Source organism: Alicycliphilus sp. T452, from assembly GCF_054512775.1.
On sequence record NZ_JBTNEH010000002.1, the window covers coordinates 213,378 to 236,501 of the forward strand.

At 63.9% G+C, this 23,124-nt stretch carries 17 protein-coding genes; 10 read left to right on the plus strand and 7 right to left on the minus strand.

The annotated features are described in order from the left end of the window. Positions 1-11: 11 nt before the first annotated feature. Complete coding sequence (locus tag ACX12L_RS02600; RefSeq protein WP_459261181.1) at positions 12-1,454, plus strand: M20 family metallopeptidase; 1,443 nt, start codon at positions 12-14, stop codon at positions 1,452-1,454. Between the two features lie 275 nt (positions 1,455-1,729). On the opposite strand, the gene ACX12L_RS02605 is transcribed toward ACX12L_RS02600, so the two are convergent. The 6 genes from ACX12L_RS02605 to ACX12L_RS02630 form a co-directional block, all read right to left on the minus strand. After that, positions 1,730-2,734 carry a YeiH family protein gene (locus tag ACX12L_RS02605; RefSeq protein WP_459261182.1) on the minus strand — a complete coding sequence of 335 codons (1,005 nt, stop codon included), beginning with the start codon at positions 2,732-2,734 and terminating at the stop codon, positions 1,730-1,732. 54 nt (positions 2,735-2,788) lie between these two features. Next, the gene (locus ACX12L_RS02610; protein ID WP_459261183.1) at positions 2,789-5,263 is read right to left on the minus strand and encodes an efflux RND transporter permease subunit; all 2,475 of its coding nucleotides are present in this window, start codon (positions 5,261-5,263) and stop codon (positions 2,789-2,791) included. Between the two features lie 24 nt (positions 5,264-5,287). Further along, positions 5,288-6,337, minus strand: a complete 1,050-nt coding sequence (locus tag ACX12L_RS02615) for a WD40/YVTN/BNR-like repeat-containing protein (RefSeq protein WP_459261184.1) — start codon at positions 6,335-6,337, stop codon at positions 5,288-5,290. 87 nt (positions 6,338-6,424) lie between these two features. Next, the gene (locus ACX12L_RS02620) at positions 6,425-7,774 is read right to left on the minus strand and encodes a DUF1329 domain-containing protein (RefSeq protein WP_459261185.1); all 1,350 of its coding nucleotides are present in this window, start codon (positions 7,772-7,774) and stop codon (positions 6,425-6,427) included. 11 nt (positions 7,775-7,785) lie between these two features. Beyond that, positions 7,786-9,540, minus strand: coding sequence for a DUF1302 domain-containing protein (locus ACX12L_RS02625; RefSeq protein ID WP_459261186.1), 1,755 nt, complete (start codon positions 9,538-9,540; stop codon positions 7,786-7,788). A gap of 424 nt (positions 9,541-9,964) precedes the next feature. Beyond that, entirely contained in the window at positions 9,965-12,658 is a 2,694-nt protein-coding gene (locus ACX12L_RS02630) for a helix-turn-helix transcriptional regulator (RefSeq protein WP_459261187.1), read from the minus strand. A gap of 230 nt (positions 12,659-12,888) precedes the next feature. On the opposite strand from ACX12L_RS02630, the gene ACX12L_RS02635 reads away from it, so the two are divergent. The 9 genes from ACX12L_RS02635 to ACX12L_RS02675 all read left to right on the plus strand — a co-directional run bounded on the left by ACX12L_RS02635 (position 12,889) and on the right by ACX12L_RS02675 (position 21,163). Then, entirely contained in the window at positions 12,889-13,197 is a 309-nt protein-coding gene (locus tag ACX12L_RS02635) for a Rieske (2Fe-2S) protein (RefSeq protein WP_459261188.1), read from the plus strand. Positions 13,198-13,233: 36 nt separating this feature from the next. Further along, positions 13,234-14,253 (plus strand): universal stress protein, encoded by a 1,020-nt coding sequence (locus ACX12L_RS02640; protein ID WP_459261189.1) that lies wholly within the window; start codon positions 13,234-13,236, stop codon positions 14,251-14,253. Positions 14,254-14,280: 27 nt separating this feature from the next. Then, entirely contained in the window at positions 14,281-15,261 is a 981-nt protein-coding gene (locus tag ACX12L_RS02645; RefSeq protein ID WP_459261190.1) for a quinone oxidoreductase family protein, read from the plus strand. A gap of 13 nt (positions 15,262-15,274) precedes the next feature. Then, positions 15,275-16,132, plus strand: a complete 858-nt coding sequence (locus ACX12L_RS02650; protein ID WP_459261191.1) for a TauD/TfdA dioxygenase family protein — start codon at positions 15,275-15,277, stop codon at positions 16,130-16,132. An 80-nt stretch (positions 16,133-16,212) separates the two neighbouring features. Then, positions 16,213-17,274, plus strand: a complete 1,062-nt coding sequence (locus ACX12L_RS02655; protein ID WP_459261192.1) for a beta-keto acid cleavage family enzyme — start codon at positions 16,213-16,215, stop codon at positions 17,272-17,274. Between the two features lie 116 nt (positions 17,275-17,390). Further along, positions 17,391-18,695, plus strand: coding sequence for an MFS transporter (locus ACX12L_RS02660; RefSeq protein WP_459261193.1), 1,305 nt, complete (start codon positions 17,391-17,393; stop codon positions 18,693-18,695). Positions 18,696-18,723: 28 nt separating this feature from the next. Next, the gene (locus ACX12L_RS02665; protein ID WP_459261194.1) at positions 18,724-19,278 is read left to right on the plus strand and encodes an RBBP9/YdeN family alpha/beta hydrolase; all 555 of its coding nucleotides are present in this window, start codon (positions 18,724-18,726) and stop codon (positions 19,276-19,278) included. Next, positions 19,278-20,531, plus strand: a complete 1,254-nt coding sequence (locus tag ACX12L_RS02670; RefSeq protein ID WP_459261195.1) for an MFS transporter — start codon at positions 19,278-19,280, stop codon at positions 20,529-20,531. The genes ACX12L_RS02665 and ACX12L_RS02670 overlap by 1 nt, the downstream gene beginning before the upstream one ends. Then, positions 20,528-21,163 (plus strand): DsbA family oxidoreductase, encoded by a 636-nt coding sequence (locus tag ACX12L_RS02675; protein WP_459261196.1) that lies wholly within the window; start codon positions 20,528-20,530, stop codon positions 21,161-21,163. The genes ACX12L_RS02670 and ACX12L_RS02675 overlap by 4 nt, the downstream gene beginning before the upstream one ends. Before the next feature lie 145 nt (positions 21,164-21,308). Here the strand turns inward: ACX12L_RS02675 and ACX12L_RS02680 are convergent, their stop codons facing one another. Next, positions 21,309-23,102: an acyl-CoA dehydrogenase gene (locus tag ACX12L_RS02680; protein ID WP_459261197.1), complete on the minus strand. Its 1,794-nt coding sequence runs from the start codon at positions 23,100-23,102 to the stop codon at positions 21,309-21,311. Between the last annotated feature and the right edge of the window lie 22 nt (positions 23,103-23,124).

Genomic DNA, 23,124 nt, shown 5'->3' on the forward strand with positions numbered 1-23,124 from the left:
AGGTGAACACCATGGAACTGCTGCAGGATTTCTTCGCGCGCGAGACGCCGCGCATGACGGCGCTGGCCGACCGGATCTGGTCGCTGGCCGAGCTGCGCTACGCCGAGACGGCCTCGGCCCGGCTGCACATGGACGCGCTCGCCGGCTCGGGCTTTCGCGTCACGCAGGGCGTGGCCGGCATCCCCACGGCCTTCATGGCCGAGTGGGGCGATGAAGGCCCGGTGATCGCCTTCCTGGGCGAGTACGACGCGCTGTCGGGCCTGAACCAGCAAAGCGGCGCGCTGGTGTGCACGCCCTCGGTGGACAGCCCCGGCCTGGCCGGCCACGGCTGCGGCCACCACCTGCTGGGCGCATCGGCGCATTTCGCGGCCATCGCGCTGCAGGCGCACCTGCAGGCCAGCGGCCAGCAGGCGCGTGTGCGCTACTACGGCTGCCCGGCCGAGGAAGGCGGCTCGGGCAAGACCTTCATGGCGCGCGCCGGCGTGTTCGACGACGTGGACGCGGCGCTGACCTGGCACCCGGCCAGCTTCACGGGCGTGTTCAGCCAGAGCACGCTGGCCAACATCCAGGCCAAGTTCATCTTCCACGGCAAGGCCTCGCACGCCGCGCACTCGCCGCACCTGGGGCGCAGCGCGCTCGACGCCGTCGAGCTCATGAACGTGGGCGTGAACTACCTGCGCGAGCACATGCCCCCGGACGCGCGCGTGCACTACGCGGTGACGGACTCGGGCGGCATGTCGCCCAACGTGGTGCAGGCGCGCGCCGAGGTGCTGTACCTCGTCCGCGCCGCGCGCAACCACGAGGCCGCCGATCTGTACGAGCGCGTGCAGAACGTGGCCCGCGGCGCCGCGCTGATGACCGGCTGCAGGGTCGAGATCGTGTTCGACAAGGCCTGCTCCAACCTGCTGCAGAACACCACGCTCAACCAGGTGCTCCACGCCAGGCTGCTGGCCGAGGGCGCGCTCGCGGTGGATGCCGGCACGCAGTCGAAGGCCGCCGGCTTCCAGGCCACGCTCAGCGCCGACGAGATCGACGCCGTCAGCCGCCCCCTGGCCAGCGCGCTGCGTGGCAAGGTGCCCGCCGTGTTCGAGGGCGTGGCGCCCTACGACCCGGACGCCAACGACATCCTGTTCGGCTCCACCGACGTGGCCGACGTGAGCTGGATCACCCCCACGGCCCAGGCCTGGGTGGCCTGCTACGCCTTCGGCACGCCCATGCACTCGTGGCAGATGGTGTCCCAGGGCCAGTCCGCCCTGGCCCACGCCGGCATGGTGCGCGCCGCGCGCGTGCTCGCGGCCACGGCCATCGAGCTGGTGCGGCGCCCCGAGCTGATCGCCCAGGCCAAGGCCGAGCTGCTGCGCCGCCGCCAGGGCAAGCCCTACGAATGCCCCATTCCGGCCGACGTGCCGCTGCCGTTCCTGCGCCCGCAGGACAGCCGGGAAAATCAAAATTGATAGCTGCTGGCGCTCAATTGGACGGGCGCCGGAAATTCAACCTAGAAACGGCAGTTGGATGCGCTTGCTGGTGTCGCTATTGGCGCGCCAGGCACGGCGCGACAACGCAGCGGGCGGGAGCCCGCAAGGCGGAGCAACGCCGCATGGCGCGTTGAGAGCGGTGCCGGCAAGTGCATGACGCTGTCCCCCAAAAGGCGAGCGCGATCAGAGCCAGCGAGTTCAAGCATGACGCGGCGTTCAAGAAGATGGCAAGCGGTCAACTGCCGTTTCTAGGCTCAGTGCTGCAGCATGAGTCCGCCCAGGATCAGGCCGGCCAGGAACACGGTGTCCACGACGAGCATCAACACCGGACGCCAGCCGAGCGCCGCCAGTTGCTGGAACGAGGTCTTGACGCCGAGCGCGGCAATCGCAACCACCAGGCACCAGCGCGACAGGCCGGAAAAGGCGTGCACGACCGGAGCGGGTATCCAGCCCATGCTGTTGATCAGGATCAACACCCCGAAGCCCACCAGGAACATCGGCAGCACGGGCGGCTTGGCCCCTTGTCCGCCGCCCTGGCTGCGGAACAGCAGGGAAAGAACCACCACGACCGGAAGCAGCATGGCAACGCGCAGCAGCTTGACGAAGGTCGCCGCATCGCCCACTTCGGGCGAGATCAGGTAGCCGGCCGCCACCACCTGCGCGACGTCATGGATCGTCCCGCCAATGAAGACCGCCGACGCACTGGAGCCGAGTTCGAGGAACCTGGCGATGCTCGGGTAGGCGATCATTGCCACCGTCGACAAGGCGGTGACGCCCACCACGGTGAACAGCGTGAAACGCTGGTTTTCCTCGTTCTTCGGCAGCACGGCCGAAATCGCCAGGGCCGCCGAAGCGCCGCAGATGGCCACGGCGCCACCGGTCAGCACCCCTTCCGCCACCGGCCGCTTGAGCAGCCTGCCCAGCGCCACGCCGAACAGGATGGTCAGGAAGACGCCGGCGATCACCATGTAAATGGAGACGCTGCCGATCGAGGCGATCTGCTCGAAGGTGATCCTCACGCCCAGCAGGGCGACGCCGAAGCGCAGGATCTGGCGCGAGGAGAACTCGATACCCGCCTTGACCTTTTCCCCCTGGGCCGCGAAGTTGAACGCCATGCCGAAGAACAGGGCGTAGAGCAGCTGCGGCCCGCCCTGGTGGTCGGCCACGAAAGTGGCCGCCATGGCGATGGTGATGGCGGTCAGGATGCCCGGCCAGAGGGCTTTCCAGTGGGGTATGCGCTGGGCGAGGAATGAGGGCATTTTTCTTGTTCTTGCCTATGGGGTGGATGCGATTACGGCTTCACGGCCGGTGTGTCAGCGCCGGGCCATGCCCAGGAACGGCAGGCTGAAACTGGCGCTCTTGGCCTGGCTGTTGAGCAGGAAATGGGACAGCGCGGGAATCAGCACCAGCGCCCCGACCATGTTCCACACGAACATGAAGGTCAGCAGGATGCCCATGTCGGCCTGGAACTTGATCGGCGACCACACCCAGGTGACCACCCCCGCGGCCAGGGTCACGCCGACCAGGGCGACGACCTTGCCGGTGAATTGGATCGAGCGCTTGTAGGCCACCGCCAGCGAGGCACCCGCCCGCTGCTGGGCAAGCTGGATGCTCAGCAGATAGAGCGCATAGTCCACGCCGATGCCGACCCCCAGCGCGATGACCGGCAGGGTTGCGACCTTGACGCCGATGCCGAGCACGACCATCAGGGCCTCGCACAGGATCGAGGTCAGCACCAGCGGCACGACCGCCACCACCACCGCGCGCCAGCTGCGGAAAGTCACGAAGCAAAGAACGATGACCGCGGCATAGACGTACAGAAGCATCGTCCGGTTGGCCTGGTGCACGACGATATTGGTTGCCGCCTCGATGCCGGCATTGCCGGCGGCCAGCAGGAACTGGCGCTCGGGGTTCGAGTGTTCGTCGGCAAAGCGTGCCGCCTCGTCGACCACCCGGCTCAGCGTTTCGGCACGGTGATCGCTCAGATAGGCGATGACCGGCATCACCGAACAATCGTTGTTGAACAGGTCGGGGTTGTTCACCGAGGCCTGCTGCGCTCCGTAGTTCAGGATGTCCTGGTTGCGCGCCAGCGTGAGCCACTTCGGGCTGCCTTCGTTCGAGCCCGCGGTGATCTGGCGCACGGCATTGCCCAGGAACACGGTGGTCTGGACGCCGGGAAGCTGCTGCAGATTCCACGCCAGGCGGTCTGCCTCGACCAGGGTCTGGTAGTTCAGGCAACCCTCTGCCGGCGTCTTGACGATCACCGCGAACTGATCGCTGGACAGCGAATAATTACCGGAGATATAGGCGTTGTCGCGGTTGTAGCGCGAATCGGCGCGCAGTTCGGGAGCGCCGGCCTCCAGGTCGCCGATCTTCAAATGCAGGCTGACCGCGAAGCCGCCCACCGCCAGGACGGCCGACACCAGCACGGCGCCCAGTGCCCAGCGCCGCTCGGTGAAGCGTTCCAGCCAGATCCAGAACCTGGCGGCCCCGCCCTGGCTTGCCGAGGCCTGCTCCGCCTGCAGGCTGCGCGCGGCGGCCTTCGGACTGACCCCGGTGTAGGAAAGCAGGACCGGCAGCAGGATCAGGTTGGTGAAGATCAGCACGGCCACCCCGATACTGGCGGTCAGCGCGAGATCCTGGATCACCGGGATATCGATCACCATGAGCACGGCAAAACCCACGGCATCGGCCAGCAGGGCCGTCATTCCGGCCAGGAACAGGCGGCGGAAGGTGTACCGGGCGGCAATCAGGCGATGCGTGCCGCGACCGACATCCTGCATGATGCCGTTCATCTTCTGCGCCCCATGTGAAACCCCGATGGCGAAGATCAGGAAGGGCACGAGAATGGAAAACGGATCGAGCTCGAAACCGAACAGCGCCACCAGGCCCAGTTGCCAGATCACCGCGATCACCGAGCAGGCGATGACCAGCGTGGTGCTGCGCAGGCAGCGGGTGTAACCGAAAATGATGCCGATGGCGATGAGGGCGGCGACGGCGAAATACACCATCACCTGGGTCATGCCGTCGATCAGGTCGCCGACCAGCTTGGCGAAGCCGATCATGTGGATGCGTATGCGCGGCTCTCCGTCGGCTGCCCCTTTCGCGCCAGCGGTTTCGAAGCGGTCCCGGATGCTCTGCTCAAGGGAGTGCGACAGGGCGCGGTAATCGATTTTCTCGCCGGTCGAGGCATCCTGGTCGAGCAGGGGAACGAAGATCATGCTCGACTTGTAGTCGTTGCCGACGAAACGGCCCACAATGCCCGAACGGGCGATGTTGAGCCGCAACTGTTCGGTCGCCTTGGGTGAGCCGTCGTAGGACTCGGGCATCACCGGGCCGCCCTGGAAGCCCTCTTCCGTGACCTCGGTCCAGCGCACAGCCGGCGTCCACAGGGACTTCAGCCAGGCCCGGTCGACGCCAGGCATCAGGAAAAGCTCATCGTTGATCTTGCGCAGGGTCTCCTGATACTTCGGGTCGAAGATGTCGCCGTCCACGTTCTCGACGACGATGCGCAGCACGTTCCCCAGCCCCCGCAGCTCCTTGCGGTTGTCGAGATAATTCTTGATGTAATCCTGGCTCTGCGGAATCATCTTCTCGAAGCTGGCATTCAGGGTCAGCTTCGAAAATGCGCCGAACAGCAAAACCAATGTAATCAGGGCGCAGACGACCAGCACCGCCAATCGGTTATTGAAAATGATGCGCTCGAGCCAGGTACCGGAATTGCGGTTGAAATCATCGAGCGTCTTGACGACCGGCATGCGGTCCGTCAGATCGGTTGGGGCGGCCATTGCTGCAGTCTCCTTTATTTTGTTTTAGTTGGGCTTTTGCGCGCGTATGCCGCGCACGCCACCAACCAGGACTTCGTCGCCATCACCGCATAACACCGCCGAGGCTGGCACCGGCTGGGCCAGCTTGAGCAAGTGGAAATGCTCCGCACCACTGTCGCCCTTCAGAATACGGCCGGACTGGCTCGCCAGTACGAGGCTGCCATCACGGCACACCGCGCCGGCGGTCACACCGTCCTGCAGGCCGGTTTCGACTTTTGCCCAGTGAGCCCCGGCATCCGTGCTGCGGAAGGCATTGCCGCGCAGGCCGAAGGCAACAACTGCCGGGCCGCTCCCGAGCACGCCGAAGAATGTCCCGCGATACGACGTATCCAACGCCTCGAAGCGCCCCCCTGCCGCGTCGAGCTTCAGGACCAGTCCCTGCTCCCCGACGATGAACCATCCGGCCTCCAGCTGGCGAACGGCATACATGTGCAAACGATTGGGATTGACCGTCCGATGGAACCATGGCTCCCACGACTGGCCGCCATCCTGGGTCCTGAATATCAGATTGAAGGCCCCCACGGCGAAGCCCGTCGTTTCGTCCGAGAACCAGACATCGAGAAACGGATTTTCTGCACCTTGGGCGGCGATGCGATTGACTTCGTCGATCAGCTTCGCCGACTCGTCCGCCGAGCCAAGCGCACCGCTGCCAGCCAGTTCCGCGTAGTAGGCGGACATGCGCTGCCCGGCCATCCGGCCGTCGAGCTGCTTGACCCAGGTCTTGCCCGCGTCCTTGCTGTGCAGGATGACACCGTCATGACCGACCGCCCACCCTTTTTGCGCGCTCGGGAAATGCACGGCCACCAGATCGGAGCTGACCGGAACCGCGGCCTGCTGCCACGACTTGCCCGCATCGTCGGAGAAAAGAATGTGTCCACGCTGGCCCACGGCGACGATCCGGTCGCCAGCCCTGGCCAGCGCATTGACCGGGCTCTTCGAGGTCAGCGCGCTGACCTGCGCCGGGGTATCCAGAACATCCTGGAAAGGGGCCGCCAAAGCCGTCAGGGGCATGCACAGCGATGCCGCCAGAAGCATGGGGAAAATCTTTGGAATAGTCATTGGCCTACCTTGCGCATCGGGAGGAGCAGGAGCGCCGCTCCCCCCGGTTCGACTCAGACGTGATTACCGAATACCGCTGCCGGCCAGTGCGTCCGGAGACCAATCGCGGTCCGGCGCCGGCTTGGCCGGGCGTACGCCGCCGGTCTCGGCGGTGTAGCCGCTCAGCGAGTAGGAGCCCGCGATCAGGTCATAGAAGCCATGCATGTCGGTGAACGGCGCCGGCACTTCGTAGCTCGGCGTCAGGTAGGAAAAGCCGGTGCGGAACAGTTGGCCACGCGCGTCGTAGGACTCGGAGGCGACGGCCGCCCAGGAATCCTCGTCGAGGTAGAAGGTCCGCTTGCTGTAGACGTGGCGTTTGCCTTCGCGCAGCGTTGCCTCGACCACCCAGACACGGTGCTGCTCCCAGCGCACGACATCCGGATTCAGGAACTTCGGCTTGAGCAATTCGTCCTTGGTCGAGTTGTAGGCCATCCGATACGTGTTGTACGGAATGAAGGCCTCCTTCTTGCCGACCAGCTTGAAGTCGAAACGATCCATCGATCCGAGGAACAGGAAAACGTCATCGAAGGTCGAAGTACCCCCCGTGCCCGGATTCGGCGTGTCGTGCGACAGGTCCGGAGCGACCTTGACCCGGCGCTGGCCCGGCAGATACAGCCATGCACGGCGGTCCTTTTCAGCATAATCGAGCGGGTCGATCAGCATCATGGCCTCGCCGGCACGCCTCGCCGGGCCGGTATAGTTGATGCGCTGCTTGAAATAGACGCCCGAATCGGCCTTGGAAGTATCCCAGTACGGGAATTCCTGGGTAATCGTCCCTTCCGTCGAAACCGAGGGACGGCCCGACGCATCGATATTCCAATTGCGGTATTTCACCGAATAGGCGACGCCCTGGAAGCGCACCAGATGGTTCCACATGGCCTCGAAGCCGGTCTTCGGAATCGGGAACGGGAAGCCGGCGTGGCAACCAGCCATCGAACGTCCGTCATTGGCGGTCTTGGCACTCACCGCACACTTGGCGGTATTTTCCTCGACGAATTTTGGCATCGCCACGGTGCGATGGGTCTTGTAGACATCGATCCGGTAGTCCGGATACTTCTTCATCAGTGCCTTGGTCCCTTCGGTCAGCTTGTCGGCGTATTTGTCGGCCGTCTTGCCGTCGATCGAGAACAGCGGCTTTTCACCCGTAAAGGGGTCCGGGCGCAGGCCATCGCCTGGCTTGAAGCCGGCCGGCACCGTCGTCAGCCCGCCGGTGTAAGCCGGGATCGAACCGTCCTTGTTCGCCCCCTTCTCGGCGCCCACCGCCGTCAGGGAGGTGCCGAGTTTCTTGGCGTCGTCGGCTGAAACGCCGGCAAAGGCACCACCGCCGACAGCCGAGGCAATGGCCAGAACGAGAATCGTCTTGTTGACTTGCATTGTCTGTCTCCTTAGAAGCTGGTCTTGAAAGTCAGGCTCAGGAAGCCACGGTCGGAAAGCACGGACGTAAAGCCGTTGACCGTAGTCACGGTATTCCCTGCCGCATCGACACGGTATTTACCGATGTAGTCGATGTACTTCAGATCAATGCGGTACTTCTGATAGATATCGGCACCCAAACCGATGCTGTAGTTACCCAGGCCCTGATTACCACCGAAGGTCGTCGGCGAATTACCACTCAGACCAATCGAATAAGTCAGCGGCATGGAGAGGTCGACGCCGGGCAGGACCTGGAACCAGGTTGGCGTGAACGCGGCGCCCATGCCGACATAGTTCTTGGTTGCGCAACCATCCCACTTGTCGCCGCCAACCGCGCCCGCTGCATTCCGGCACCCGTTGTAACCGACTGCATTGAACAGGTTTCCACCGCTTCGAACCTTGGTCCAATGCGCCCAGGTCAGCTCGGTGGCCCAGGTGGCTGCATCAAACAGGGGCGTCTTGGAAATCGTACCCATCAGGTTGACCAGGCCATGCAGGGTGTCGCCGCGCGGCCCGAAAGTCTCACCCCTGCCCGGCACCCCGAATGCCGAAGCATTGCCCAAGGTCTGCGCGCTCAGCGGTGTGTTGCGCCGATAGGAAAATTCCGCGCCGACACTGACGCCGCCGATATTCTTGGCCAGGCTGACACCGAACAGATCTATTTTGTCAGGGTAAATCAGGCGGTAATGGCTGCCGCTCGCCAAAGGAAAGCCTGCGGCAGCTTGCAACTCCGTCACCAGGGCCTGAGGCATCTTGTCGGCAAAGCGACGGTAATAAAAGCCAAGCGTGCCATCGAGCGACTCCGGCGACCACTTGGCGCTCAGGCCGAATTCACCACTGTTCTTGGGCGTGACCGCATTGGCCCTGGTATAACCCAGCCCCCCGAGAGACGGATGCACGACCTGAACGATGCCGTCCGGACCATTGAAAGCAAAGTCGGCCGGACCAAGATAGGTACCGCCCTCCGGATAACGATAGGGCTCCCATTCCAGGAAATACTGGGCAGCCACCGACAACGTATCGGTCAATTGCGCCTGTCCAGAAATCTGGTTCAATGGACGAAACAATTCCTTGGCCTCGACGCCCGGGGTCGCAAAGCCCTTCTGCAGGTCAAGCGGCATTTGCGAATAGGACACGCCGTGCATGGCGCCACCCAGCAACAGCGCCTCGCCCCAGAAGACCGTGTGACGGCCCACCTTCAACTTGACCGGAACATCTCCGGCGTCAAAGTTAGTGAAGACAAAGGCGTCCAGCAACTCGCCGGAGGGCCCGGCATAGTAGCGCTTCGTGTAATTGCTGTATTGGCCGTTGTTATAGCTTGACGGGGAAGAGAGCGATGTATTGCGCGTTACGCTCTTGCCATCATAGGCATTGTCGTACCACCCCGCGGCACTGATCCGCATCCCCAGGTCTCTCTTGTAGACCACGTCAAGTTCGGTCAGCAGATCGAATCGATTGGCAACGAGGTCACCCTTGTCAAAACTGTAGGTGCCTTCGTCAAACCTGTAGTTGTTTCCAATCCTGTTGTCGCGCGCCTCCACGCGCTGGGCGGCGTTATAGCGGACAGTGTTATCCCAGCGGATCGCCAGATCCGGGTTGCCCACATCGACCTCGAAAGCTGCCGCATTTCCTGCCACCAGGACCGCGGCCGCGGCTATCACCGTCGGACGCTGACGCCCCCATGCCGATGTTTGTCTCCTGCTTTTCATTGTCTCTTGCCCTTTCATCGATTTATCTTTGGCTTTAACAGCCGGCCCGAGGATCTTTCAGTCTCGGGCCTTGAATTATCCGGAGCAGGAAGAACTGCCCCCCCCCCACAATCGGGGGGCAACAGGAGGAACGGGGGGGTGTCGTCAGACCGCCCCCCGATCCAACAGGGCGCCAGTCAGCAGGGTATTGCGCAGCTGCCCGGGCGCGGCGGCGCCATCGGCCGCGGGCTGCATGCCCCTCAGGTAGGCGACGGCCAGGCAACCCACCCGGGCTGCTCTATGGGGCGCGGCTCGCGATCCGCTCGCCAGGTACCGTCCGAGTTGCCAGCGATTCTTTGTTGTGCACTGCAGGCCCTGAACGGTCCCGCATCCAAGCCACCGGTTGGCACTCAAGACCCAGGGAGGGCTGGCAATGTGCCGGTGCGATCAACACCGGGCTCGACTACTCCAGCCCGACCAGCAGGCCCAGCAGTTGCGCCCGGCGAACCACATGTTTGCGGGTGCCGGCATCCAGCTTGCCAAACAGGTTCTTGAGATGCCACTTGACGGTTTCTTCGCCGACCTCCATGGCCTGCGCAATTTCCTTGTTCGACAAATTGCGTGCCAGATGCTCAAGCACCTCGCGCTCCTTCGGCGTCAGCACCATGCTTGGCACTGCGCGTGGCGTACCCGTCGCACGATCGGGCAAGGGGCGTGCAGTACGCGCGATCTGGATCTTGTGCCCCGCCCCCTCTTCGGCGGCCGTGCGGCGCACCCAGTCGGCAAGCGCCGGGTGGGCATCGACGAAGGTTCTCGACAGGCTGAAGGTGAGCGCCAGGTTCATGGCCTCCAGCAAGAGCGGCTTGCCGTTCTGGCCGATGCGCTCCATCGCCAGCGCCCGCAAAGCCATGATTTCGATGCGCCAGCGCCCCAGCTTGGCCGACTCGACCAGAGGAAGCGAATCGGCCAGCGCATCTGCCGCAGCAGACCAGTCCTGGGCGGCGATCAAGGCATTGGCGTGGGCAAGGCGCCGCGGCACTTCCACCGAGGCCCGCCATATAGGGCCCTCGAAAACCTCATGTTTGGCGACGATTTCATCGATTCGCTGAACCAGGACCCGGCATGTTTCGGAGCGAAAGCGCCCGGCATGCATCCGTATCTGCTCGCCCAGGCTCGCCACGCACAGCCGGGGCAAATTACGCGCCACACCAACGGCATACAACACTTCCAGCAAATCCAGCGCGCGGTGCTCGACACCCTTGACCGCGGCAATTCTCGCCGCGGTCCGATAGCCGAGCAGCGCCGTTTCCGGCATCCCCACGCGCTCCAGCACATCCAGGCGATTGGCCAGCAACTCCGCCGCCTCGTCGACGCGGTCGCGCTCATAGACGGCCGCCGCCAGCAGGGCGGCAATCATGCAGGAAAGAGGTGCGCGCCTGCCCAGTTCGGCATCCGCGCTGCCCAGCGCTGGCCGCAACACCTCTTCGCCGAGCACCCCCTGGCCCTCCCACAGATAGCTGAGGCCGGTGATAAAGCTTCCCCACCGCACACCATAGCTATAGCGTTTGCCGAAGTCGCCATGTGGAACGGTCTGGAGATAACGCCGGGCCCGCGCCGGATCCCCCACCAGAATCGCCATCACCGCCTGCCGGTTGGCGTGCATTTGGAGGAGCCGTGGATCCTGGCCCGGCGGGGGCGCCCCCATCCAGGGCTGGAACAGCGCAAGGCAACGATCGGTCTGATCGGCGTAATACGCCGCCCCGCTGGCGATCAGCGCGCATTCGTAGCGCAGCGAGGGATCGGCCTCCTGGTTTTCCAGGATGTCGCGCACCAGGGATTCCGCCTCGGCATGCCGCTCGCTGAGTGCCAGCGCCCAGGCTGCCGCGAGGCGCAATCTGGGACGCGCCAGCAACTGCGCCTCCGGCAGCAAGTCGAGCCAGCGCAGCACCGTTTCCTGATGTCCCTGCGTCACCGCGTCGTACAGGCATTGCTCGGCCAGATCGTAGGCAATTTCGCACTGGCCGGCCTCATGGGCGTGGCGAGCGGCCTCATGAATCATCCCGTGATCAGCCAGCCAGCGCATGGCTCGCCGATGGAGCTCAAGGCGTTCATCGACATGGAAATTGACCAGCCGGCTACGCAGGGCATCGCGCACCAGGTTGTGCAGGCGGACCCATTCGCTGCCGTCGCCCACTACGAACACGGGCGTTTCACGAACCAGGCGAAGAAGAGTGTCCCCGGCTGTTTCCAAGCCTGTCAGGGCGCAGCAGAGATCGGGGTGGACCAGATCGACGCAGGAGATGCGGACCAGGAAATCGACATCCTTCTCCGCAAGATTGGCCAGCAAACCACCAACGAACCCCTCCCCATTGCCACCGCTTCTTCCAGCCATCGAGGTCATCGCAGCGCGTAGATCCCCCCCCTTCTCGACGGCGGCCAGCGTGATCTGCAGGCCGAGCGGCCACCCTTCGGTCTGCTCGTGCAGGCGCGCCGCAGTGTCGGCATCGACCTTGTCGCCACAACGCTCACGGACAAGGGCCATCGTCTCGTCCAGGCGGAAACGCAAGTCCTCCGCACTCAACGACAGAGCATGTCCGTAATCCACCAGATCCGCGACGGTCGCCTCAACGCCGCCACGGGTACCAACCACCACGTGCAGATTCGGCGGCGTGTTGTGCATCAAATACGATAGCGCAGCAAAATTTCCCGGCGCCAGGCGCTCAGCCTCATCGACAACCAGCACCATGTCGAGCGACGTTTGGGCAACTTCTGCCAGCCAGGCCGTCACCCCTTCGAACTCTCCGGGCTTGGTCCCCTGCGTTTCCAGCAACAGCCGCCCGAATGCCGGGCGCACGCAGCCAAAGCGAACCGCCATGACCAGGCAATGCAGGAAACGCTGCAGATCGTCCCCCGCATCGGCCGTCACCCAGGCCACGGCAGCCCCCCGGGCCAGATACTCGCGCCGCCACTGGCCCAGCAGGGAGGTCTTTCCGAACCCGGGCGGCGCCTGCACGACGATCACCGAGCGCTCACGAAACTGCTCATCGGCCAGGCTCAGACGCGAGCGGACCAACTGATGCCGGGGCGCTCGCGGCGGCATCGTCTTGAGCACCAGCTCCGAGTAGGTCGTCGTGCTATCGATGTTTAATGAAGTCATCAGATGAAGCCCCGGCGAATCGCAACGGATTCGCCACTTTCGCCGGTAAGGCGCCTCGTCAGCCCATGCATGCCACGGAGAACGGTTCGCATGCCATGGTTTGTACGATAAATCAAAACTCCCCGCTGCGAGCAGCATGGCCACCCCCCCCTTTTTCGAGGGGGTTCTCCACGGCCATCGTTCACCTACGATCTATCCACGGCCCATAGCCATGGATATGAGAGCGTCAGATGAATTTCGTCGAAGCATGTTTGCTGCAGGACATAACCCCAGGCACGTCGCGTCCGATACGGATCGGCACCACGGATATCGCCCTGTTCAACGTGGAAGGGGCGGTTTACGCCCTGGAAAACTCCTGTCCGCATGCCGGTGCCGCCTTGAGCAATGGAAATCTGTGCGGCAAGGTGGTTACCTGCCGGTCGCACGGTTGGCGCTTCGATGTCACCACCGGCCAGTTGCTGGTTGCCCCGCAAATTGCGGCAAAGACCTTTCCCGTCATGATCGCCGACGGCAAGGTCATGGTGCAGCTTGAAGCATGAAGATCATCTTTACAGCAAATTGACCGAGGAGTCGCCATGTATCGCCATCTGCTGGTTCCCATCGACAACACGGACCTGTCGATAGTCACGATTGGGCGTGCTGTCGAGTTTGCGCGCTCCCTCGGTGCGCGAATCACTTTTTTCCACGCGGCATCGGACCCCTCTTCGTCCTTGCGCGGCGAGGCCGAAATCGTACGCCTGACCTCGCCCGAGAACTACGCCTACAACTTCGAGGGGCGGGCCCGCGAACTGCTGACCAAGGCCGAATCGGCCGCCCGCGCCCAAGGCGTTCCCTGCGCTTCGGCGACCATGGTCAGCGACTCGCCCTACACGGCCATCATCGGGGCGGCGCGCTCGGAAGGGTGCGACCTGATCTTCATGGCCTCGCATGGCCGGCGCACCACCCTGGGCATGATGCTCGGATCGCAAACGCTGAAGGTCCTGATCAACTCCGAGATCCCGGTTCTCGTTTCGGCCATGGCCGCCCCCCCGGCGCCGGCGCAGGCCATTGCCACCATCCGGGACGAACACCGCTCGCTGGCCGCTGTCCTGCATGCCTGGCTGCACATCCTGAAGCCTGCAGCCGATGGCGATGCGGCTCCCGACCCGGTACTGATGCAAGCCATGGTGCATTACATCCGGGAATTTCCGGTGGCCCTGCATCACCCCAAAGAAGAGGAATATCTCTTCCGGAAACTGCGTGAAAGGACCTCCGCTCTTAATCCCGAGCTGGATGAGCTGGAGCGCCAGCATATCCGGGACGAACAGATGGTCCGCGAACTTACCGTCATCGTTGAGCAATATGCGGATGGCAAGAAAACCGCGCAGGACCTCGAAAAGGCAGTCTCCGCCTACGCCAAATTCATATGGGAACACATGGGCCGCGAAGAGGGCGTCATTCTCCCCGAGGCGCAGCGTTACCTGACTGAGGCTGACTGGGACGAAATCAATGCGGCATTTTCGCAAAATCGCGATCCCCGCTTTGGCGGCGAAACGGATGCCGAATTCCGACACCTCTTCTCGCGGATCGTCAATCTGGCGAAAACCGATCGCTAAACAAAACTTTAATCAAAAGGGGAACAAGTGGAACAGGCAATTCGTTTCTATAAGACCGGCGGACCGGAAGTCCTGACCCTGGAAAATGTCGACGTCGGCGCCCCCGGCGCGGGCGAGGTCCGGCTGCGCCATGTGGCGGTCGGCCTGAACTTCGCCGACACCTACTTCCGCAATGGCACCTACCCGATTCCCCTGCCTGCCGGCATGGGCGTCGAGGCAGCCGGCGTGGTCGAAGCCGTCGGCGAAGGCGTCACCAACGTCGCGGTGGGCGACAAGGTGACCTACACCGGTTTCATCAATACCCTGGGCGCCTACAGCACCGCGCGCACCATTGCCGCAGCTCCGCTGATCAAGCTGCCGGAAGGCATCGAATGCGAAACGGCCGCCGCGATGACCATGCGCGGCCTGACCTCCGCCTACCTGATGCGCCGCATTTACGACTTCAAGGCAGGCGACACGCTGCTGCTGCATGCCGCGGCCGGCGGCGTCGGCCTGATCGTGTCGCAGTGGGCCAAGCTGCTCGGCATTCGCGTCATCGGCACGGTGTCCACCGAGGAGAAAGCCGCCGTCGCCCGCGCCCACGGATGCGATGAAACCATCAACTACAGCCACGAAGACGTGGCCAAGCGTGCCCGCGAACTGACCGGCGGCGTCGGCGTGAACGTGGTCTTCGACAGCGTCGGCCGCAGCACTTTCAACGCATCGCTCGATTCGCTCAAGCGCCGCGGCCTGATGGTCTGCGTCGGCACGGCCTCCGGCACCATCCCGCCCTTCGATCCGCAGCTGCTGGCCATGAAGGGGTCGCTTTACCTGACGCGCCCCGCGCTTGCCGACTACATCGCCGACCCTGCCGAAAAGGCGGCTCTGGCAGGCGAAATCTTCGGTCACGTGGCTTCCGGCCGCATCAAGATCGAGATCAACCAACGTTATGCGCTGCAGGAAGCAGTGCAGGCGCACCACGATCTGGAAGCTCGCAAGACGACCGGGTCATCGATTTTCGTCATATGAGGAGACAACACCAATGAAAGTGGAACAACTGACCTGCGCCGTCGGCGCAGAACTTCTCGATGTCAACCTCGGCGATGCCGTGCGCGACGACGGGCTGTTCAAGGAAATCTACGCCGCACTGCTCAAGCACCGGGTACTCTTCCTGCGTGACCAGACGCTCGACAAGCTGTCGCGCGTAGACCACATGGCCTTCGCCCAGAAACTCGGCGAGCTCGAAACCCACCCCATGGCGCCGAGCCACCCGGAGGCGCCGGGCCTGGTCCAGATCTACAAGAATCCGGACAGCCCGATAGACCGTTACGAGAATGCCTGGCACGCCGACGGCACGTGGCGCGAAACACCTGCCCTGGGCTGCGTGCTGCGCTGCATCGAGTGTCCGCCGGTGGGCGGCGACACGATGTGGGCCAACATGGTCCTGGCCTACGAAAAGCTGCCGGAAACCATCAAGCAGGAGATCTCCAGCCTGATTGCCAACCACAGCTTCAATTCCTCCTTCGCTGCCGCCATGCCGCAGGAAAAGCGCTTGGCCATGAAGGCGCAGTACCCGGACGCCGAGCATCCTGTCGTCCGCACCCACCCCGAAACCGGCGAGAAGGTCCTGTTCGTCAATGCCTTCACGACCCATTTCGTGAACTACCACACCAAGGATCACGTCCGTTACGGCCAGGACTACAACAAGAACGGCAGCGATCTGATGCAGTACCTGATCAGCCAGGCCTACAACCCCGAATACCAGGTGCGCTGGCGCTGGAAGCCCTACAGCGTCGCGATCTGGGACAACCGTTCCACCCAGCACTATGCGGTCATGGACTACCCGCCGTGCCACCGCAAGATGGAGCGCGCCGCCATCGTCGGCGACAAGCCCTTCTAGCCATCGAGAGGGTTGGCCGTCCACGGTCAACCCGAAAGCACACAGCCCAAACCTGATCAATACCCTTCAAGGAGTAACACATGAACTTCATCGACGGTTCCCTGCACGTTGAAAACATGCAAGACCTGGTCATCACCTGCGCCCCGTACGGCCCCGAGTGGATGCCCTCCGATTTTCCGGAGGACATTCCGGTCTCCATGGAAGCCCAGATCCAGAAAGCGGTCGATTGCTACAACGCCGGCGCCTCCGTGCTGCACCTTCACGTGCGCGAAGAAAACGGCCATGGCTCGAAGCGCCTGTCCAAGTTCAACGAACTGCTGGCCGGCATTCGCGCCCGCTGCCCGGACATGATCCTGCAAGTGGGCGGCTCGATCTCCTTCGCCCCGGAAACGGAAGGCGAGACCGCCAAGTGGCTGTCCGACGACACCCGCCACATGCTGGCCGAACTGACCCCCAGGCCCGACCAGGTGACCATCGCCATCAACTCCAACCAGATGAACGTGGTCGAGCAGATGGTCCCGGCCGATGTCCGCGGCACCTCGCTCGATGTCGGTACCCCGGGCTACCACGCCTACCGCGAAATGACCATTCCGGCCGGTCCGGCCTGGGTCGAGGAACACATCAAGCGCCTGAGCGCCAACAAGATCCAGACCCACTTCCAGCTGGCCACCATCTCCCAGCTGGAAACCGTCGAGCGCATGATGCGCCGGGGCGTGTGCAACGTGCCGCTGATCCTGACCTGGGTTGCCATTGGCGGCGGTTTCGATGCCCCGAACATCTACAACCTGGCCAACTTCGTGCGCGCCTGCCCCGATGGCTCCGTGCTGACCATGGAAACCTCGATGCTCAACACCCTGCCGCTCAACATGATGGGCATGGCCATGGGCCTGCATGTCCGCTGCGGCATCGAGGACAACATCTGGACCCAGGATCGTTCGCGCAAGATGAGCACCGTCGAGCAGATCGAGCAACTGGTCCGCATCTCCCGCGAACTCGGCCGCCCGGTCGCTGACGGCAAGAAGGCCCGCGAGATCTACAAGATCGGCACCTTCTACAGCAGCGCCGACGAAACCCTGGCCAAGAACGGCTTCGCGCCAAACCGCAAGCCGGGCCAGAAGGGCTTCACGCAATACGCTGCCTGAAATCGGCAGAGCTTTAACGTAGTCAGACAGGTCGGACCGCAGAGCACGGTCCGGCCTGCACAAATGCCGGCCGGACGAGGTTTCTCCCCGCATGCGGCAATAAAAAGGAGACAACCTTGGCCGTCTATATCGCAACCTCATCGAGCGAGGATGCCGAACCGACCGTTCCACGCACCTATGCGTGGGTCGTTTTCGCACTGACCTTCGGGCTGCTCCTCTCGGACTATATGTCCCGTCAGGTCCTGAACGCGGTCTTCCCGGTTCTCAAGGCCGAATGGGCCCTGACCGACACCCAACTCGGCTCGCTGAGCAGCATCGTCGCGCTGCTCGTGGGCATACTGACCTTTCCGCTCTCTGTCGTCGCGGACCGCTGGGGCCGCGTCCGCAGCGTGACCCTGATGGCTGGCCTGTGGAGCCTGGCAACCCTTGGCTGCGCCCTGGCGGCCAACTACAACCAGATGTTCGCTGCCCGCTTCCTGGTCGGCGTCGGTGAAGCAGCCTATGGCAGCGTGGGCATTGCCCTGATCCTGAGCATTTTCCCTGCCCGCATGCGCTCCACCCTGACCAGCGCCTTCATGGCTGGCGGCCCGGTGGGGTCCGTCGTCGGCATGGCCCTCGGCGGCATCGTCGCTACCCATTTCGGCTGGCGCTGGTCGTTCGGCGCCATGGCTGCGTTCGGCATGTTCCTGGTCGTCTTCTATGCCATGATCGTCCGCGAGAGCAAGCTCCGTTCCGAGAAAAAGCCGGCGGCCGGAACCGCTCCGACGCCAGCCTCCCAGCCCCTGAAGCTGCGCGCCATCTTCTCCGGGCTGTTCGCCTCGCGCTCGGTTATTTCCGCCTATGTCGGTAGCGGCCTTCAACTGTTCATCATGGCGGCGATGCTGGCCTGGCTGCCCAGCTTCCTGAACCGATATTACGACCTGCCCACCGACAAGGCCGGCGTTGCCGCGGCGGCCTTCATCCTGGTCGGCGCCATCGGCATGACTGTTTGCGGCGTCATCACCGACCGGATCAGCCGCTCCGCCCCATCGAGAAAATGGACAGTGGCCATCGTCTATTCGCTGCTGTCGGCAGCCTTTCTGTTGACCGGCTTCATGATGCCCCCGGGCACCGCGCAACTGGCCATGCTCGCCCTCGGGATGGCGATGGTCGCCGGTACCACCGGGCCGGCCGGCGCCATGGTCGCCAATCTGACGCACCCGTCGATCCACGCCACGGCCTTCGCCACACTGACCCTGGCCAATAATCTGCTCGGCCTCGCTCCCGGCCCCTTCGTCACCGGCCTGATCGCCGACCGGATCGGCCTGATGGGCGCCATGCAACTGGTGCCGCTCATCGCCCTGGGCGCCACGACCGCCTTCATCATCGGCAAGCGCCATTACGCCGACGATCTGCGGCATATCCGCAGCATGTCGACCTGAACCTCAACTCTCAAAAATAAATACCCACATGAGCCAATCTCCGACCATCCTGATCGTTCCCGGCCTGCGCGACCATGTCGAAGAACACTGGCAGACCATCCTGGAGCGCAAGCTGCCCAAGGCGTGCTCGGTCGCCCCGATCGAGCATGACAAGCTCAGTTGCGCCGCCCGCGTCGAGGCCTTGCAGCAGACCATCGCCAAAATCGAAGGCCCGGTAGTCATCGTCGCCCACAGTGCCGGGGTAATGATTACGGTGCATTGGGCGCAGAAATACCAGCGTTCGATCCAGGGCGCCCTGCTGGCGGCGCCGGCCGATCTCGAATCTCCTCTTCCGGCGGGCTATCCGGCACTGGACACGCTGCGCGACAACGGCTGGCTGCCCATCCCGCGCAGCCGCCTGCCTTTCCCGAGCATCGTCGCGGCCAGCACCAATGACCCGCTTTCCACTTACGAGCGCGCCGCCCAATACGCCAGGGATTGGGGCAGCGAACTGGTCGACGTCGGCGCCGTCGGCCACCTCAATCCCGCCTCCGGCTTCGGCGAATGGCCACTGGCGGAAGAACTGATCCGTCGCCTCGGTTGATGACGGATCGCGGCCCGGCAAGAGCCACGCCGCCGCCAGCAGCACTGGTCCTGCTGCTGGCCGTCATGGGGCTGCTGAACTCCCTGTGTTCGGACATGTGGATCCCCGCCTTGCCGGCACTGCAGGCGGATATGGGCATCAACGGCTGGCAGGCGCAGCAGACGATTTCGCTGTTCTTCATCGCCAGCGCCTTCATGTCCCTCTGGTGCGGCGCCATTGCCGATGCCCATGGGCGCCGGCGGACGATCCTGGTGGCAATCTTCATCCTTGCCCTGTCCGCCGGTGCAAGCGCGCTTGCCACCAGCATCGAGGCCCTGTGGGCGCTGCGCATCGCCCAGGGGCTGGCGGCCAGTGCAGGCATGGTGATCAGCCGGGCCATCCTGCTCGATCTGTATCACGGCGCCCAGGCGCAACACCTGCTGGGCCGTATCACGCTGATCCAGATCGCCAGCCTGATCGTGACCCCGGTCATCGGTGCCTGGCTGGGCACGCATCTCGGCTGGCGCTCGATATTCGTGGCCCTTGGCATGGTTGCCACGGCCATGGCCCTCGTCTACTGGCGCTGGCTTCCGGAAACCTTGCCCGCCGAACAGCGCCAAAGCCTGCGCCCCGGCGCGCTCGTCGGCAGCTACCTGCTCGCCCTGCGCACGCCCCGCTTCGTGCGCCTGTCGATCGCCCATGTCGCCAACTGGACGAGCATGGCCATCTACGTCGTTTCGGCACCGGCCATCGTCATCCATCTGCTCGGCAGGCAGGCAACAGACATCTACCTGATCTACGCTCCGATCACCCTCGGCCTGAGCAGCGGATTCCTGGCTTTGCCGAAACTGCTGCGCAGGTTCAGCGGCGCCCGGCTGCTGGCCATGGCCTACTGCATCCTCGGCCCATCGATCCTCCTGAACCTGGCCATTGCCGGACTGCTGCCGGCCGGCGGAATCAGCGTCCTGCCCCTTTTCATCTATTCATTCGGCCTGGCCATCGCCCTGCCCATCCTGGTCAGCGAGGCGATCGAGCCGTTGCGGCAGAACGCGGGAGTCGCCAGTTCGCTCCAAACCTTCCTCCAGTTCGCCATGATCGCGCTGGCCTCCAGTGCCATCGCGCCATGGCTGTGGGACTCGCTGTTTTCGCTGGCCCTGGGCACCGGCGCACTCACCCTCATCGGCGGCGTGGCGGTACTGCTGGACCGGAACGTCCGGCGCCAGCCGCCTGCCACGCCACTTCCCATCGCTTCGCGCCACCCGAAATCATCATGAACACTGGCCTGACCATTGACGTCTATTTCGACCTGATCTGCCCCTGGTGCCTGATTGGCAAACGGCACCTGGCCAGTGCCCTGCAACAGTTCCGGGCCAGCCGGCCCGATCTACAGCCCCAGGTTCGCTGGCACTCGTTCCCGCTGCTGCCGGACACGCCGCTCAACGGGCTGCCCTATCAGGAGTTCTACGAACACCGCCTGGGCAGCGCACTGGCCGTTGCCGCCCGGCGTTCGCAAGTCCGGGAGGCCGGGCGTCCTGCCGGCATCGAATTCGCTTTCGAAAAAATCGCCGTGATGCCGAACACCCTGGCCGCACACCGGCTGATCGGTCTCGTCGCCCAGTCCGGTGACGATGCCCTGACGGAGCGTCTGATCGAAAAGCTGTTCCAGGGCTATTTCATGGAAGGCCGGGATATCGGGGATACGACCGTGCTCATCGCGATTGCCAACGAATGCGGTGCTGCGCTCGATGACCGTCAGCTGACCCAGGCCCTCGGGCAAGGTCGTCCACGCCCCTCAAACCACAACGTATCCGGTGTTCCCTACTATGTCTTCAACCATCGCCTCGCCCTGTCCGGCGCCCAGCCCCCGGACGTACTGCTGAAGGCGATGCTGCAATCGCTCGATTAAGGCAACCGACTCCATGGACGCACCCAACCGTCGATAGGCAAAAAAAGAGGGGGGATCCCCCCTCCAAGGCGACTACTGCAAAGAGAGAGGCTTCGCAGAGTCCGCAGAGTGGCTTCTGCCAGCACCCTTTCGAGTGCCGGCACCATCAATCGAACAATTCGGTACCGATACCCTCGATAGCGGCATCCCCGGCCATCACCGTTGCCGCCCAGGCGTCGACCTGGGGCAGGATCTGGTCGGCATAGAAGCGGGCCGTGGCAATCTTGTTCCGGTAGAACTGCGCATCCCCCTGATCCTGCAGGCGAGCCGCAGAGGCGAGGGCCGCCTTTCCCATCACCCAGGCGCCGCAGACGCCCGCGGCCATGTGCAAATAAGGCACGGCCGCGGTCAGCACGCCGGAGATACCACTCTTGGCGTTCGCAAGCAGCCATTCGGTGGTCTCGATCCAGGCCGGCAACGCAGCGCCGAGTCGCTGGCCCATGGCCTGCAATTCCGGGCGTTCCGATTCCGACAGAGCCCGGGCCGTGGCCGCCACTTCGCCGAAGACCACCTTGGCGGTGGCGCCCTGGTCACGCGCCAGCTTGCGGAAGATCAGATCGTTGGCCTGGATGCAGGTGGTGCCCTCGTAGATGGTGGTGATGCGCGAGTCGCGCCAGTGCTGCGCGGCGCCGGTTTCCTCGATGAAGCCCATGCCGCCGTGCACCTGGATACCCAGGGAGGTGACGTCGATGCCCATCTCGGTGCTGCCGCCCTTGACGATGGGGATCATGAATTCCGCCAGGAACAGGTCACGCTGCTTCTGCCCGGCATCCGCCCCGGCATGCGCCCGGTCCAGCAGGCCGGCCGTGTAATAGGCCACGGCGCGGCAGGCTTCGACGCGCGATTTCATCAGCATCAGCATGCGGCGCACGTCCGGGTGGCGGTCGATGGTGACCAGCGCCTCGCCGGTCACCGCATCGCGGCCCTGCTTGCGCTCGCGGGCATACGCCAGCGCCTGCTGGTAGGCGCGTTCGCCGAGGGCGATGCCCTGCAGGCCGACGCCGAGGCGGGCCTCGTTCATCATGATGAACATGTATTCGAGGCCGCGATTGGCTTCGCCCAGCAGATAGCCGACCGCGCCGCCGTTGTCGCCGAAGGCCAGCACGCAGGTCGGGCTGGCGTGGATGCCCAGCTTGTGCTCGATAGAGACGCAGTGGGCATCGTTGCGCGCGCCGAGCGAGCCGTCGGCATTCACCAGGAACTTGGGCACCAGGAACAGCGAGATGCCGCGCACGCCGGCCGGCGCATCGGGCAGGCGGGCGAGCACGAGGTGGACGATGTTGTCCGTCATGTCGTGGTCGCCGTAGGTGATGAAGATCTTCTGGCCGAAGACACGGTAGCTGCCGTCGGCCTGCGGCTCGGCGCGCGAGCGGATCAGGGCGAGGTCGGAACCGGCATTCGGCTCCGTCAGGTTCATCGTGCCGGTCCATTCGCCGGTGATCATCTTTTCCAGATAGACCGCCTTCAGTTCGTCGCTGGCGCAGGTCAGCAAGGCCGCGACGGCGCCGCCGGTGAGCATGGAACACAGCGAGAACGACAGGTTGGCCGAGGCCGCCATTTCCTTGACGGCAATGCCGAAAGTTTCCGGCAACCCCTGGCCGCCGAATTCCACTGGCGAGCTGAGGCCATTCCAGCCCCCGTCGCAGAACGCCTTGTAGGCTTCCTTCCAGCCTTCCGGGGTCGCCACGCCGTTTGCTCCCAGTGTGCAGCCCTGAGTGTCACCGAGCCGATTGAGGGGAGCGAGAACCTCGCCGGTAAATCTGGCCGCCTCCTCGAGGACGGCATCTGCCATGTCCGGCGTCGCTTCCTCGAAGCCTGGCAGGCAGTTGATCTCGTGCAATCCGACAATTTCGTCCATGACGAAACGCATGTCCTTCACGGGTGCCTTGTAGTCACTCATGTTGCTGTCTTCCTTTTGTTGT